The sequence below is a fragment of the Candidatus Palauibacter sp. genome, assembly GCF_965216145.1.
Taxonomy (GTDB): domain Bacteria; phylum Gemmatimonadota; class Gemmatimonadetes; order Palauibacterales; family Palauibacteraceae; genus Palauibacter.
The window spans coordinates 693,569-708,905 of sequence record NZ_OZ244149.1 but is presented as its reverse complement, the minus strand read 5'-3'; the positions used below and the strand labels follow the sequence as shown (position 1 = coordinate 708,905).

10 protein-coding genes are annotated in these 15,337 nt (G+C 67.2%); 6 read left to right on the top strand and 4 right to left on the bottom strand.

The window, feature by feature from the left end; translation table 11 throughout:
• The first annotated feature begins 63 nt into the window (after window positions 1–63).
• The 6 genes from ACOOHF_RS03055 to ACOOHF_RS03030 all read left to right on the top strand — a co-directional run bounded on the left by ACOOHF_RS03055 (window position 64) and on the right by ACOOHF_RS03030 (window position 9,260).
• Window positions 64–1,242, top strand: a complete 1,179-nt coding sequence (locus ACOOHF_RS03055) for an acetamidase/formamidase family protein (RefSeq protein ID WP_420463326.1) — start codon at window positions 64–66, stop codon at window positions 1,240–1,242.
• Between the two features lie 30 nt (window positions 1,243–1,272).
• The gene (locus ACOOHF_RS03050) at window positions 1,273–3,939 is read left to right on the top strand and encodes a DUF5916 domain-containing protein (RefSeq protein WP_420463325.1); all 2,667 of its coding nucleotides are present in this window, start codon (window positions 1,273–1,275) and stop codon (window positions 3,937–3,939) included.
• A 69-nt stretch (window positions 3,940–4,008) separates the two neighbouring features.
• Window positions 4,009–6,834, top strand: coding sequence for a hypothetical protein (locus ACOOHF_RS03045; RefSeq protein ID WP_420463324.1), 2,826 nt, complete (start codon window positions 4,009–4,011; stop codon window positions 6,832–6,834).
• Window positions 6,821–7,570 (top strand): SDR family oxidoreductase, encoded by a 750-nt coding sequence (locus ACOOHF_RS03040; protein ID WP_420464322.1) that lies wholly within the window; start codon window positions 6,821–6,823, stop codon window positions 7,568–7,570. The genes ACOOHF_RS03045 and ACOOHF_RS03040 overlap by 14 nt, the downstream gene beginning before the upstream one ends.
• Window positions 7,567–8,472, top strand: coding sequence for a deoxyribonuclease IV (locus ACOOHF_RS03035; RefSeq protein WP_420463323.1), 906 nt, complete (start codon window positions 7,567–7,569; stop codon window positions 8,470–8,472). The genes ACOOHF_RS03040 and ACOOHF_RS03035 overlap by 4 nt, the downstream gene beginning before the upstream one ends.
• 2 nt (window positions 8,473–8,474) lie before the next feature.
• Complete coding sequence (locus tag ACOOHF_RS03030) at window positions 8,475–9,260, top strand: enoyl-CoA hydratase-related protein (RefSeq protein WP_420463322.1); 786 nt, start codon at window positions 8,475–8,477, stop codon at window positions 9,258–9,260.
• A 34-nt stretch (window positions 9,261–9,294) separates the two neighbouring features.
• Here the strand turns inward: ACOOHF_RS03030 and ACOOHF_RS03025 are convergent, their stop codons facing one another.
• The 4 genes from ACOOHF_RS03025 to ACOOHF_RS03010 all read right to left on the bottom strand — a co-directional run bounded on the left by ACOOHF_RS03025 (window position 9,295) and on the right by ACOOHF_RS03010 (window position 15,301).
• On the bottom strand, window positions 9,295–10,896 hold the full coding sequence (locus ACOOHF_RS03025; RefSeq protein ID WP_420463321.1) for a PH domain-containing protein: 1,602 nt from the start codon (window positions 10,894–10,896) through the stop codon (window positions 9,295–9,297).
• Window positions 10,893–11,555, bottom strand: coding sequence for a PH domain-containing protein (locus tag ACOOHF_RS03020; protein WP_420463320.1), 663 nt, complete (start codon window positions 11,553–11,555; stop codon window positions 10,893–10,895). The genes ACOOHF_RS03025 and ACOOHF_RS03020 overlap by 4 nt, the downstream gene beginning before the upstream one ends.
• A 13-nt stretch (window positions 11,556–11,568) precedes the next feature.
• Complete coding sequence (locus ACOOHF_RS03015) at window positions 11,569–14,118, bottom strand: CehA/McbA family metallohydrolase (protein WP_420463319.1); 2,550 nt, start codon at window positions 14,116–14,118, stop codon at window positions 11,569–11,571.
• 67 nt (window positions 14,119–14,185) lie between these two features.
• Complete coding sequence (locus ACOOHF_RS03010; protein WP_420463318.1) at window positions 14,186–15,301, bottom strand: Fic family protein; 1,116 nt, start codon at window positions 15,299–15,301, stop codon at window positions 14,186–14,188.
• Between the last annotated feature and the right edge of the window lie 36 nt (window positions 15,302–15,337).

Below are 15,337 nucleotides of genomic sequence, written 5' to 3'. Positions count from 1 at the left end.
CGTTGCCCCTGGACTGCGGCGTCTCCAGTGTAACCCCTCACTCCCCGTTGGCGAGGAGGTCCAATGTCGAGTCGGATGAACCGGACGATCGCGGGTTGTATGGCGCTCATGGCGCTGGCGCCGGGATGCGGGGCGCCGCCGGACGAGGATCCGGTCTCCGCGGGCTCGGACATGGCTGGGGGCCAGGGACTGGAAGCGGACCATTCCCTCCCGTCACGGCCGGCCACGCTCAACTGGGGCTGGTATCCGATCGACAAGGAGCCCGTGCTGCGGATCGCGTCCGGGGAGACCGTCCGCATCCACACCCTGACCCATGTCGGCGCCACGCAGGACGCGGATCCCATCGACTTTCTCACCGGGCTCGGTGTTCCGCGGGAAGAGATTCTCGACGACGTGATCGACTTCTGGGCGTCGCGCGAAGGTCGTCCCCGCGAGGGCCGAAGCGGACATGTGATCACCGGCCCGGTCCACATCGAAGGGGCGGAGCCCGGCGACATGCTGGAGATCCGGATCCTCGATATCGAGACGCGGGTGCCGTGGGGCGTGAACTCCACCAGCGGCCGGGGTGGCGTCTTCTCCCCGAGCTATCCCGGCGCGCGTGCCGACGACATGGCGCTGGATATCCCGTCCGCCCGCCACCTGATCCGGACCGGAGAGGTCGAAGGTCGGGAAGTCGCGTTCTTCTCCCCCGACATTCAGGTGCCGTTGGCGCCGTTCATGGGGATCCTCGCCGTGGCCCCCGATCCGGTCGTCGGCGAGCCGGGAGTGACGGTGCCGGGCGTTCAGGGGTCCCGCCCCCCGGGGGCCTTCGGCGGCAACCTCGACGTGAAGGACCTCACGGCCGGGACGACCGTATATCTCCCCGTCTTCCATCCGGGGGCGCTCTTCTACACCGGCGATCCGCACGGGGCCCAGGGCGACGGGGAGGTCAGCGGCACCGCGATCGAGCAGTCGCTCACCGGCGTCTTCCAATTCGTCCTGCACAAGGGGGTGACGATCTCCGCCCCCCGCGCGGAGACGGCGACCCACTACCTGATCATGGGGATCGATCTCGACCTGGACCGAGCCGCGCGCGAGGCGACGCGCCTGGTGGTGGAGTTCCTCGTCGAGGAGAAGGGGCTGACGCCCGACAAGGCGCTCTCCCTCGCCAGTATCGCCGTAGACTTTCGTGTCAGTGAGGTCGTCGACCTGACCCAGGTCGTGACCGGGTTCATCCCGAAGGACATCTTCCTCAACGAATAACCGAATGAGGAACGGGGTCTGCCGATGCCCATGACGCAGCGCCGACTGGCGTTGGCTTCCGTTGTCGCGACGGTGCTGGCGCTGCCCGGTGGGGATGTCCAGGGGCAGGGGAGGGGCATCGACGACCGGCAGCAGATGCGGGCCATCCGCGACGCGGAGGGGACGCTGCGCCTGGACGGTCGCCTGGACGACGCGGTGTGGGCGGAGGCGGAGTTCGTGACCTCCTTCTGGCAGCGCGAGCCGGACGAGGGCGAGCCCGCCACGCGGCGCACCGAGGTCGCGTTCGTGTTCGACGACGAGGCGCTGTGGATCGGCGGTCGCATGTACACCGACGACCCCGCGAGCCTCCAGGCCTACCGCACACGGCGCGACCAGAACACCGGCTCCGAGCGGCTCCTGGTGTCGCTCGATCCCTACCTGAACCGCCGCACCGCCGTCTCGTTCGGGGTGAACGCCGCGGGTAGCCGCACAGACTGGTTTCATCCCGAAGACAACGTCTCCAACCGCGACTACACGTGGGATCCGGTGTGGTCGGCCCGAGTACAGAGGGACTCCCTCGGGTGGACGGCCGAGATGCGGATGCCGTTCTCCCAGCTGCGCTTCAACGGCGATGAGCCGGCGTGGGGCGTCAACATCAACCGCTACATGCCCGACATTCAGGAGAACCTCCTGTGGGAACTCGTGGTGCGGAGCGAGCCGGGGTGGTCCTCGAGGCTGGGTGACCTGACCGGGCTCCAAGGGGTGCGCGGGCGCCGGGGGCCCGAGTTCCTTCCCTACATCGCCGGGGACATGCGCACGCCGACGGGAGGTCCTTCGAGCGGGCTGGTGACGCACAGCGAGGCGCGCGTGGGGGCCGACCTCAAGCTCGGTCTGGGTTCGAGTCTGACGCTGGACGCGGCCGTGAACCCCGACTTCGGACAGGTCGAGGCGGATCCCGCCGTCGTGAACCTGACCGCGTTCGAGGAGGTCTTCGAGGAACGGCGGCCGTTCTTCACCGAGGGCCGGCAGCTCATGGAGGGGCTGGGTCCGCGCTACTTCTATTCGCGCCGCATCGGTGCCCCGCCGCACGGCCGCGCGCGGGCCGACAGCGTCGAGATGCCCGACCAGACGACGATCCTCGGGGCCGCGAAGGTGACGGGGCGGATGCCCGGCGGGACCGCCGTGGGCGCCCTGTTCGCCGTCACGGGCCGGGAGGAGGCGCGGACGTTCGACTTCTCCGAAGGCGAGGCGCCGCTCCCCGGCGAGACGCCGCTCCCCGGCGAGACGCCGCAGCCGGGCGAGGCGCTGGTGCCGGTCGAACCGCTGAGCGCGTTCGGCGTGGCCCGGCTCGAGCAGGAACTCGGTGAGAGCGGCTCGACGGTCGGGCTGACGGGGACCGCGCTCAGCCGCGAGGCGCAGCCCGGGCTCTCCGAACTGCTCGTGTGGCGCGCGGTCGCCGGGGGCGGCGACTGGAACCTCCGGTTCGGTGGCGGCGAATACGAATTGACCGGCCACGCCGGCTTCTCGAGCATCAGCGGCAGTCCCGAAGCGATCCTGCGGGCGCAGCGCTCCAGCGCCCGGTTCTTCCAGCGTCCAGACGCGGAGACCGCTCGACTCGACCCCTCGCGCACCTCCCTCTCCGGCTACACCGCCGCGCTCGCGATGGAGAAGACCGGCGGCCGGCGCTGGCTGTGGCGCGTGCGGGGCGAGGCGATATCGCCGGGCTTCGAGATCAACGACGTGGGCCAGATGTTCAACGCGGACCGGCTCACGGCCGAAGCCGACCTCGCAATCCGCGAGACGCTGCCCACCGCCTTCGCGAGGTCCTGGCAGCTCGGCCTCACGTCGTCGAGCGCCTGGAACTTCAACCGCGTCCGCACAGAGACGATTCTGGGGGCCGAGGCCACGGCTACCTGGCACAACTACCTGCGCACGACGCTCGACTACGAGTACCAGCCCCGCGCGCTGAGCGATCATCTCACGCGCGGCGGCCCCCTCATGGAGACGCTGGCGCGGTGGCGCGGCGGCCTCAGGATCGCGAACGACCGTTCGTTCCGGACGGGCTTCAGTCTCGCCGGAGGCTACGGGCAGGACGAGCTAGGCGGCTGGGCGTACGACCTGAGGGGCTCGCTCACCCTCCGGCCGGGGCCGGCACTCCAGCTCCAGATCGAGCCCAGCTACCGTCGCGAAGTGGAGTCGCGGCAGTACCTCACGACGCTGGATGGAGGGCGCGTGGAGACCTTCGCTCGGCGTTACGTCTTCTCCGCCATTGAGCGCAGCACCGTCGCGGTGCGGTTCCGGGGCGGCTACGCGTTCACGCCCGACCTCACGCTCGAGGCGTACTTCGAACCCTTCGCGGCCAGCGGGCACCGCTACGGGCTCGGCGAACTCCTCGCGCCCGGCAGCCGCGACCTGCTCGTGTACGGCGAGCGGGGGTCGACGATCGACCGGGCCGCCGACGGCTCCTGGACCGTGACCGAGGGCGGCGGCGCGTTCGCGCTCCCGGCCAGTGACTTCAACGTCCTTTCCCTCCGCAGCAACGTGGTCCTGCGCTGGGAACTGCAGCCGGGGAGCACGCTCTTCCTGGTGTGGCAGCAGGACCGCTCCGACATGCGCAGCTCCGGCGAACTCGTCGATCCGGGCCGTCTCGTCGACAGCCTGCGCGCGGGCGGCCAGCACGTCTTCCTGCTCAAGATCAGCTACTGGCTCCCGCTGTGACGCGCGCGATCACTATTGGGGGAAGAAGCGGTGAGTGTTGAGGCACAGCAAATAGCGAGGGAGTAGCCCATGGGAACAGCAGCATCTGATCCTGAGAGTGGCAGCGGCCGGGTCGGACTAGGGGACATCCGTGACCTGCCACCTAGTCTCCAGAGACTCATTAGAGCGCCAAAGCGGCTGAGCGCACAGCGGCTCTGGAGAGCCCTACGCGATGATGAAAAATCAGCGACTCTGAGGGCGCACATTCGTCACAGAAAAGAGCGAGCGGAACTCGTTCAACTTGTGGCAGAAGTCCGCAATTTCCGCAGGAAGACCGTAAACAACTGGGGTGACGAAAAGATAGTCCGCGCCGCGCGTCTGCTCAGATTCTCGAACCCGCTGTCTGCCTCCCTACTGCGACTCATGCATGTGGAACGGCGCCGCGAGATGCTGGCTCGCTTTCTTGATGCACTCGGTATCCCCAACGACGACGGGATCGCCCCGCAAGCAGAGGAAGGAGACTTGGGCCGTCGCCTCGAAGTCCAGAAGGCCGAGGTTCACGCTGCTGCCGACGACCTCGCGAGAGAACATGGGCTCAGCCAAGTCGTTGTGTACTTTCTGACCCTCGCGATCATGGGGGAACCGCTAGCGGATCACCTATGGAGCTGGCTCCAAGCACTATCTGAGGAGGCCACGGCGGATCCTGGGGACGAGCCAGAAACCTCCGGGCCAGAAGACGTGAATCTGGATCTAGAGGCTGACAGCGAGCGTGATCCCGGTAGTGAACGCGATCCGGGCGGCGAGGGTGATCCCGGTCGCTATAGCTCTTTCACGACGCTCGATCAATTGCTCATCGAGGCCGTCGTTGACAGTAAGCAGGAAGTCGTTGGCAGCTTGAATGAAGACGAGGTTGACGATGCTGTTGATGAATTCGTGAAGTTGAACGGGAGACGTCAGCACTCCTACTTCCATCTTGGCTTCCGAGATGTCCTGTTCGATGAATCTCCGCGAGAACAAGTGTCCGCCAGGAATCCCAAGCGGGCACGTTGGTACTGGGCTGGTGCAGTACTAGGCTGGGCACGGTCGGAGTCATGGTACCGGATCGTGGAAGCGTACGACGATCAAGCGGCAGTACGTGATCTGGGCGACGGCGCGGATTTTGCGACCGAGCAGGCTGCTCGTCACGTCGTCCAAGCCTTGTGGCGCTGCGACCGCTCCAGCGAAGTCGCAAGCTTCTCTAAGGTTCGAGGACTTCTTCGGTCTCCGGTCCTGTTCATGGAAATGCTTGATATCGGAACGGAGCTGTTACGACGTGGCGAGGAGGGCCAGGCACGGACCATCTTCGATCGTCTTATGGAAGCCGTACGAGCGTGGGAACGGGAAGGCCAGGCACCGGCGTTTCAGCCTTTCCTGATCGTTCGCCGCCGTCGCGCGCATTGCTTGCAGAGGGCACTTGAACACGACCGGGCACGCCGGCTGCTGGAGAGTCTTCTCAACCTGGATTCTGATCCTGACCACCGAGCGATGGTACAAGCCGATCTGGGATTGCTCGCGGGCAAGTTTAACAGCTTGGAGGATGTATGCCTGCCTCGGGACAAGGACGGGCTCCACGACCTTCTGGATCGCCTCCGCGAGGGGCAAGCCAACTTCCAAGAGGCGGTGAAGGACGACGTGCCATACGCGGCGCACGGACACTACTGCCTCGGCGTGCTTTCGCTCGGCGAGAACGTGCTCAAGAGCGGAGAACGTAGCTACCGCGAGGCCGAAGATCATCTCCTAAGGGCTCAGAGCCGCTTCGGAGGTCAACCGAAGGACTACGGCGCAGCGCTTGTGGCGAGGACTAACCTCTACTTTGGGATCGCCCGGGCAGCGCGCGCGGAGTCCGCAGGAACGCTCAGCCATGCAGCCAACGTTATGATAAGGGCGCTGGAGTCCGGGGCGTCTTTCCCACCCTATCTAGTCGATCCGGCCGTGGAGGGACTCGACCTCGGCGCCGGAGCCGACGAGTTGGGGCGCTTCGCGAGCGCCCTTCTTGGGACCGGTGACGATGCTGCGCTAAACGCGCTCACGAAGAGTGAGGTCGCTGTGGAGCGATGCGAAGAGGTAACCGACGCATTGCAACGGCGCGCTGAGAGACTCGGTGAGAGTGAGGCCGCCGCAGCGGATCTACGTGCCTGTCTCACCGGCTACCTAAGGGCCGGCCGAAACGACGACGCAAAGGATGCTCTGGACCGACTGGAGAGTCTGGCCGCAAGCGGGGTCGGATTGGAGGAGTTCGAGAAACTGCTGTCCGAGAACCGCTTTCAGCCGGCTTGGGCACCCGAGGACGCCTTGATTGCACGGGTGCGCTGTCTCGAGAAACGGGGGCACTGCACGGGTGCGCTCCAAGTGCTTCAACGATTGTTTCATCAGTATGCAAGTGAAGGCGAGTTAGACGATGCCGAAGGGCTATTGGTGAGGATCAGATCGTACGGATTACCGGAGGATCACTATGCCGGTGAGACAGGCCGAATGAACGCTCTATTGCAGCAAGACCAAAGTCAGCACCGCGATGATGGCGGGGCAGACGCGGGAGCGCCGATGCAACCTACAAAGATCTTGTTCGTGGGTGGCGACGAGCTTCATGCAAAGAAGGACGCGGCAGTTCGAAATCAGTTGAAGCAGCGCGCCCCACAAATTGATGTGAAGTTCATTCACCCGGGTTGGAGTGGGAACTGGAGTCGGCACCTCGACAAGGTGCGAGGAGAACTGCCGAAGTACGATGCGTTGGTGCTCATGCCGTTCATACGGACCGAACTCGGGAGACAGATCCGGAAGCAGTGCGACAAGCCTTGGCGCTCGTGCTGGCCGTCCGGAGCCAAAGGGATTGCTGACGCTATCATCGCGGCCGCCAAGGCGGCACATTCGGCAAGCTGACCTAGACAACAGAGGCGGCAAGATACCAGACCTGACGGGGCGCGTCGCGCTGGTGACGGGCGGGACGAAGGGGATCGGCCGCTCGATTGCGGAGCATCTGCTTGAGGCGGGTGGGTCCGTCGCTCTCTGCGCGAGGACCGAATCCGAGGTCCAGGCGGTCGCGGCCGAACTTGGCGACCGGGCGCTCGGGATCGCGTGCGACGTGGCGGACGCGGGGGCCTGCGCGCGCATGGTCGAGCAGACCGTGGACCACTTCGGACGGCTCGACATCCTCGTGAACAACGCCGGCCTCGGCGTCTTCAAGCCGATGTCGGAGCTAAGCGTCGAGGAGTGGCAGCTTCAGATCGACGTGAACCTGGGCGGCGTCTTCTACTGCTCGAAGGCGGCGCTCCCCCACCTCGTCGCGAGCGGTGACGGGTTCATCGTGAACATCGCGTCTCTGGCCAGCCGCCATCCGTTTCGCGGAGGAACCGGGTACAACGCGAGCAAGTACGGGCTCCTCGGACTCAGCGAGGCGATGATGCTCGACGTGCGCTACGACGGCGTGCGCGTGAGCGTCGTGATGCCCGGGAGCGTGGACACGTACTTCAACAGCCGGGAGCAGGTGCCGGAGCGGACCTGGCGGCTGCACGTGGACGACTGCGCCGCGGCCGTCATGCAGCTCCTCTCGTATCCGCCGGAAGCCCACGTGAGCCGCGTCGAGCTTCGGCCTTCGCAACCGCCGCGAAAGGCGTGAGCCCCGACGCCCGCCGGGACGAACTCGGCGCCCACGTCTCGGTGGCGGGCGGGGTGCAGAACGCCCCCGGGCGGGCGGTGGAGATCGGCGCGGCGAACTTGCAGTTGTTCACCAAGCAGCCCAACCGCTGGGCCGAGCCGAAGATCGACGACGAAACCGCGGCGGCGTTCAGCGAAGCGCGCGCCGAGCACGGCATCGCGGTTGCCGGCGCGCATGATTCCTATCTCATCAACCTCTCATCCCCGGACCGGCGCCTGTGGCGGATGTCGCAACGCTGCTTCCAGGGCGAACTTCAGCGCTGCGCCGCCCTCGGCCTCGATTTCCTCGTCACGCACCCGGGGAACGCCACGGACGGCGATATCGAGGAGGGACTCACGCGCAACGCCCGGGGCGTGACCGAATCGCTGGAGGCCGTCGAGGGTCCGACCCGCGTCCTCCTCGAACTGACCGCCGGCGCCGGGACGACGGTCGGCGCGAGCTTCGAGAACCTCCGCAGCATCATCGATCAGATCCCGGCCTCCCGGCGCGACCGCGTGGGCATCTGCTTCGACACCTGCCACGGGTTCTCCGCCGGCTACGACCTCGTGGACGACTACGACGGGGTATGGGAGGCGTTCGACGCGGTTCTCGGACTGGACCTGCTCGGCCTCATCCACATGAACGATTCGAAGCACCCCTTCGACTCTCGCAAGGACCGCCACGAGGGGATCGGGCAGGGAACCCTCGGCGAGGAACCGTTCCGGCGGCTGATGCTGGACCCGCGACTGCGCCACGTCCCCAAGATCCTGGAGACCCCCAAGGGAGGCGACGGCGCCGACGCCGACGTCAGAAACCTGACCCTCCTCCGAAGCTTCCGGAGCGACGCCGCCGACTCGCGGCCAGCGCAGGAAAGGAGTCGTTGAACATGTCCGACCCCGTGAGAGTCCGACGCCGCGGGCACGTCCTCGAGGTCACGCTGGACCGACCGCCGGCGAATGCCATCGACGCGGCGACGAGCATCCGCATGGGTGAGGCGTTTTCCGACTTCCGGGACGACGACGAACTCCGGGTCGCGATCCTCGCCTCGACCGGCGACCGCATCTTTTCGGCCGGCTGGGACCTCAAGGCCGCGGTCGAGGGTGAGCACGAGCGGATGGACTACGGGGAGGGGGGCTTCGGAGGCATCACGGAACTGTGGGATCTGACGAAGCCCGTGATCGCCGCCGTGAACGGCCTCGCGGTGGGAGGAGGCTGCGAGATCATGCTCGCCGCCGATCTCATCGTCGCGAGCGAACACGCCGAGTTCTGGTTCCCGGAGACGCGCCTCGGGAACGTGCCCGACGCGGGAGGCCTCCAGCGTCTTCCACGGAGGCTGCCGCGGAACGTCGCGATCGAGATGCTGCTGACGGGTCGCCGCATGGGGGCTCCGGAGGCGCACGAGTGGGGCCTCGTGAACTGGGTCGTCCCTCCGGATCAGGTGCTCGCGAAAGCTCGTGATGTCGCCGACCATCTGGCCCGGAACGCGCCCCTCTCGATGCAGGCGATCAAGCAGGTCGTGCGGGGGATCGAGGGCCTGTCGATGCGCGACGCCTTCGAAGCCGTCCAGGAGGGCCGGTTCCCTGTCTACGAGCGCATGCTCGCCTCCGAGGACCACGCCGAAGGCCCCCGCGCCTTCACCGAGAAACGCGAACCGAACTTCAAGGGCCGATAGCCTCGCCAACCGGTAAGGCGTGGGCGTCGCCCCGTCAGTGCCAGCGCCGGCTCGAGGACTCCACCTTGTAAAGGATGTAGTCCCGCAGCGCGCACGCCGCGCGATGATCGAGGTACGGAACCGTGATCTTCCCGCACGCCAGCTGTACCTGCAGCGTGGCCAGGTCCCTCCGGCGCTGCAGCGGGGACTGCTTCACCGTCGCGGACTGAGCCTTCCGCATGAGAAACGCTTTCACTTCGCTTCCGATGAACCCGCTGCGGCTCGACAGCCCATCGCTATCGTGCACGTATCCCTGCCGCCGCCACCGCTGCAAGGCCGCGAGCCCCAAGGCCGGCAAGAATCCGGCCCACCAGAAGAGGATCGTACGAGTGCCGACAGGCATCCCGGCCCACGCCAGAAAAAGGAGGAATCCGAAGACGGGGGCCGACAGGAGACAATAACGCAGGGCGAGGGCGCGAATGTAGTAAGGCGATACGCGCTTGAACCCCTTACTGCGCGGAAGAACGGGAATCCCCCTCGCTTCCCGGGCGAACAGTAGCGCCCGCAGGTCTTCGGCGAGCCGGCCGTCCAGGAGCGGCACGTCCAGCACGTCGGGCACTTCGATTGCGACCGCCTGGCTCTGCTCGGGTGAGAGGAGGGCGCCGGCGGGGAGGGCGCGGACCCGATACCGTCGGAACCACCGCAGCACGAGGTCCTGGCTCACGGTCAGCTGCTGGATCTTGGGGCCCTCGACCACGACCTCGCGCTGCGTGAGCAGGCCGGCATGGGAACGGAACCGGCGGCCGTCGTGCAGGAGCGTGAAGTTGTGATGCCGCAGGAACGCCGACGTAATCATGAGGAGGAGCGCCACGCCCGCGACGGAGGCGATCAGGGCGGCCGCGAGGCCCACCCGGGCGAGGGCCCCGAGACCGGTGAGCGCGCTCGCGGCGCTGTCGACGCCGGCCTCGACCGCCTCCACGACGGGATCCATGAGGTCGCCGGGCTGGAGCAGGTCACCGAGCACGCCGACCAGCGCCGCTACGAAGATGAAGTTCCGGTTGGCGAGCCCGATGCGCACCATGTCGGCCGGGCCGAGTCTCAGCAGGATGTGCCCCCGGTGCGTCGCAGCGGCGGCCAGGCCGGCGTCCAGGCCCCCCGAGCCTCCTTGATCCGCGTCGGGACCCCCGAGTCCGGGCCGAAGGGCTGTCACGCTGCGCTGCAGGTGGTGGGCTACGTCCGTTCGGATCGACGGCAGCTTGCCCTCGGCCTGGATCGTGCCCGAGGTATCCAGGGCGACCGTGACCAGCTCGAACAGGCGGTCGACCGGGGACCGCCGGACGTTGATGCCCTGCACGCGCTCGTACGGCAGGTCAAGCGCGCTCTTCTTGAGGAACCCCTTGTGGATGAGAAGCCGGTCCTCGGCAATCCTGAACCTGAAGCAGGCCCACTGCACCGTAGCCGCGACGGGGACCAGCAGGAGAGCCGCCCACAACAAGGGGAGCAGGACGGCAAGGATGCCGGGATTGTCCCGCACCAGGGGCACGGTCGCGATCAGGGGGATCAGGACTCGCGCCGTGATCCTGACGATGTTTCCGGCGAAGAACACGATGGCGAAGGGCGACGCGCGTTGCCAATCGCCCGGGCTCGGCGGATTCACTGACAGGAGTGCCCGGCACCCTCTGAGGGTTCGTTACCCGCCGTTTCCGCCCCCGACTCTATTCGATCCGAGATGTACACGCGCAGCCGCTCGGCGGTCTCCCGTCCCAAACCGGGGACCCGGTTACCCCTGCCGCCCCCCGCCGGAAAGACCGACAGGCTCGCCAGATCGAACCGGCGGTCGAGCGGGGTGCTGTGGAGCTTGGTGTGCTGCACCCGGTTGAAGGGGAACGCCTGCACGGAGCGCCAGAGGACGCCCGACTTGTAGAGGAGGTCCTTCTCTCGCACCACGTAGCCCCGGCGGGGGACCGCGATGAGCGGCCAAACGACGGACCACACGCAGAACACGCCCAGGACGGCCCAGAAGAACGCCGGGAGCCACGGCGGGGACTCCGCGAGGATGTCCGGGTTGCGAGCGAGGACCGCATGGAGGGCCCCGCCACCGCCGACGAAGACGATGGATCGGATGAGAGCCCCGGCCTGGAGACGCCTCGCGAAACGAGGGTGAAGCGGCGTCCACTCGACGTTCTCCGCGCCGGGCAGCGCATCGAGCGGCACCTCGGCGTTGACGAAGCCGGCGGGTACGTCGGGTTCAACCGGGTCGGGTTCGACCGGGGCTGAGTCCTCCGTCAGCCCCGGATCGCTGCTCTCAGCGCCCACCAGCGGTCTGGTCCTAGTAGAGGCGCAGGCCCTCCTCGAAGGTGGCGATGACCTCGGCCTTGTGGGCGGGGTCGTCCCAGCGGTCCATGGAGTGGAGGTCTTCGAGCGTCCGCTCGATCCAGCGCACGAAGAACGCCGCGTCCTCCTGCGACCGGATCGGTTCGCCATCGGCGATCACGAACACCGGGTTCGTGTGCGCGAACAGGTAGCTGTCCATGGCGCCGTGCTGCGCGGGGCCGAGGACGCGGGCCGCGATCCAGCCGCTCCCGTCCATCTGTACGTCGATCTCCGCCTCTATCGCCCGCCCGTCGCCGCTCGCCTCGACGGTGTGGATGATCTCGCCGTTCCGGATGATGTCGAGGCGCTCCATCTCGAACAGCGAGCGGGCCGCGACCGCGACCGTCACGCTCCCGCCGCCCGAGACCGCCAGTTCCTCTCCCATCCCCATGCCGTCCACGTCGAGCGTCAGGATGGGTCCGCTCGTCACGAAGGCGTGGCCCGCGGCCATCGCGTCGGCCCATTCGTCGTAGTCGAGTTCCTCCTCGCCCGTACGGACGTAGGAACGGGTCGTCCCCACCGCCGGGTGTCGCCACATGTCGCTCATCACGTCCGTCCCCGCCGTGGCCGGGATCCGGGACCCGGTGTTGAGCAGCCGATACCAGATCGCGGCCGTCCCCAGTTCGTCGCTCCAGATGCAGGAGACGTCCACGAAGTCGGCCAGCCCGAGGATCGCGTCGACCGGTAGCTCGCGCGCCCCGCCGGGCGCCGGGTCCGGCCCGCGGTGGCTCAGCCCGAACGGATGCACGTAGCCGCCGATCCCGCCCTGCTCGTGCACGCGCCTGAGCACCGTCGCGTTGTCCGGGTACAGTTCGCGGTATGCCGTCCCCTCGTAGCCGATGTAGAACGGCGTGATGAGCTGCACGAGGTTCAGCAGCGACATGTGCGCGAAGAAGTTCGGCCGGTACTCCTCGTTGTAGTAGACGATCGTGCGCGGGTCCGGGTGCGGGTGCGGGTGGCCGAGGAAGTGCTCCAGATCCTCCACCCGACTGTTCGCCCAGTAGTTGGCGATCATCCCGTTCGCCACGTTCAGATCTTCGGCCAGGGCCTTGTTCCCGAGGTCGAGCGGAGTGACGAAATAGTGGCCGCCATAGTTGGGATGAATGTGATTGTCGCCCGAATACCAGCCCTCCGCGGCCATGTCGATCCAGCGCTCGAGCCGAACGTCCACGTTCGTCCACTCGCCGGCGCGCACGTCCACGGTTTGTGTGAAGGGCTCGTACTCGAACCCGCGCCACACCTCCAGTTCCGCCTCGCCGACCGGGAGCGTGAGGGAGAAGCTGCCGTCGGTGTGGAAGTAGTAGTCCTCGGGCCCGCTGAGGACGCGCGGGAAGCTCCCGTCCGGGAAGTAGCTGCGCCCGTCCGAGGCCTGGAGGTAGATGCGGGAGGGGAGTCGCCGCCCATCCTCGCCGCTCACACGCACCTGGACGCGGCCCGTCGGCTCCGACCAGGCGTAGTCCTCGATCCGCACGGGGACGGGCTCGCCGCCGCCGCGGCCCGTCGTGTAGAGCCCGAACCCCATGCCGCCATCGGTCGTCCGCTCCTCCCCCGCGCTGCCGCCGTTCCGGGCGTAGACGAGGCGCTCGCCGTCCGGCGACCAGGCAGGGAAGTACTCGTCGGTGCGCGTATGGGTGAGCCGCACCTGCTGGATCCCCGGGCTGGAGCGATCCCGGGACGCGCCCGCTCGGTGCGTCGGTACCTGATAGATGTCGTTGTTCCCGGAAGCGTCGGTCACGTAGGCGACCGAACCGCCGCGCGGAGCCACGACGGGCGACGCCTGGTAGTTGGTCTCGATGCGGATGAGAAGCTCCGCCTCGCCGGCGTCCGCGCTCCAGCGCCACAGCGAGCCGGAGCCGAGCGCCGCCTCCCCGCGCTTGGAGACGAACACGATGTCCCCGGTGTCGCCGATCCAGTCCCCGGCCATGTCGTTCGCCGTCGGGTGGGCGATGACGGGCGTCGCGGCCCCGGCCTCGAGGTCGTACGCCCAGAGATCGAACGTCCCGTCGCGGCCGGTCGTAAACAGGATCCTGGACCCGTCGGGGGAGAAGCGCGGGCGCATGTCGATGGCGGGATCTTCCGTCAACCTCCGGGATTCTCCGGTCTCGAGATCGAGCAGGAAGATGTCGAGGTTGAGATCGACATCCGAGGCGTAGGCGAGGTGACGGCCGTCGGAGGACCAACTCGGCTGCGAGTGATAGCCGGCTCCGGACGTCAGCTGACGGGCCACGCCCCCTTCCGCCGGGACGGCCCAGATCCGTCCCTGGTAGGCGAAGGCGATCGACGCACCATCGGGGGAGAACGCCGGATACGTGGGCGACGCCGTGACGGGCGGCGGGAAGTAGCTCTCCATGTACATCTTCCCCGACCCGCCGATCCCGCTCATCGAGGGATAGCCGCCGGGGAACGGGCCCGGATACTGCTGCGGGTCCTGCCCCGCGAGTCCGACAGGGTTCAAGAGACCCGAGATGAGCAGCAGTTGGCCTGCGATGCGTGCGGTTCGACCCATTTCATCCTCCAGAACGACGGGAAGCACTCGATTTCGAGGAACGCTGCCCGCGTGCTCCGCCTTCCGCTCAGAACACGTCACGGCCCTCTACGATGTTGAGCAGAGCCGGAAACGCCAATATCCGCGGTCGGGAGCCGGCGCTGGTCGCAATCTCGCTGAGGATTCCCCTATCGTACAGCGTCGCGATCCACCGCAGGGACGTTCGTCTCGACGAACGAGTCGTGCGAACGAAATCCGAACTTGAGAACACCGGGTTCGCGAACAGCCAGCGCAGTGCGTCGATCGCCCCTCGCGACCGGGTTACGGCCGAGAACCAGCGAGTCGTCTCCTCGAAGAGATTGAAGACTGCCTCGGTCTTGCGGCGGTTGTCCTCCGCCTGAGTCTTCACGGCATCGAGAAAGAACTGGCACCAGCCGGTCCAGTCATCTTCACGGGAAACTCTGAGAAGACTCTCGTGGTATCGGTCCCTGCGCTCCTCAAGATAGGCGCTGATGTAGAAAACCGGTTGTCGAATGATCCCTTGTTGCCAGAGAAACAGCGGGACCAGCATGCGCCCGAGCCGACCGTTGCCGTCGAGGAACGGATGCAGCGCCTCGAACTCGGCATGCAGGATGGCAAGCTGAACGAGCGGGTCCGGAACCGTGGCGTGGAGGTATCGTTCCCGGGCGTCCATGGCCGCCGGGAGCTTGTCGGCGCCTATGGGCACGTAGGTGGCGTCTTCCGGGGAAGACCCGGGCGGCCCGATCCAGTTCGGAACCCGGCGATAGGTCCCGGGGGACTTGCCGGCACCTCGGACGCCTGAGAGAAGGACGCGGTGCGCGCTCAGTACGACCCGTTGGCAGAGGGGAAGGTCCGCGAGATCAGCGATGGCGCCGGCCATCGCGACCCGATAGTTCAGTATCTCCCGAACGTCCGCCTCACGGTCAGGCGAGATCGTCCGTCCTCCCGCCTCGAATCCAAGGACATCGCCCATGGTGGCACGGGTTCCCTCGATCCGCGACGAGAGAACCGCTTCCTGCGTGGTCAGCGGGGCCAGCAGTACATCGGGTCCCGGGATCGTCGCAAGCAGTTCATCGTAGCGGGCCAAGGCGGCGGAGGCCGGGCCGATCATCGGGATGAGCTTCGACCAGTCCAGCCGATCCTCGGGGGGGAACGCCCCCTCCACGTATCGAACGGGAGGCACGTCTACCCGGGCAGTGCGCCACAGCGTGGCGGTTGT

What these genes read in the sequence shown, in the direction of transcription:
- ACOOHF_RS03050 (WP_420463325.1), top strand. Translation starts at nt 1,273, where the DNA reads ATGACGCAGCGCCGACTGGCGTTGGCTTCCGTTGTCGCGACGGTGCTG.
- ACOOHF_RS03030 (WP_420463322.1), top strand. Translation starts at nt 8,475, where the DNA reads ATGTCCGACCCCGTGAGAGTCCGACGCCGCGGGCACGTCCTCGAGGTC.
- ACOOHF_RS03015 (WP_420463319.1), bottom strand. Translation starts at nt 14,118, where the DNA reads ATGGGTCGAACCGCACGCATCGCAGGCCAACTGCTGCTCATCTCGGGT.
- ACOOHF_RS03045 (WP_420463324.1), top strand. Translation starts at nt 4,009, where the DNA reads ATGGGAACAGCAGCATCTGATCCTGAGAGTGGCAGCGGCCGGGTCGGA.
- ACOOHF_RS03055 (WP_420463326.1), top strand. Translation starts at nt 64, where the DNA reads ATGTCGAGTCGGATGAACCGGACGATCGCGGGTTGTATGGCGCTCATG.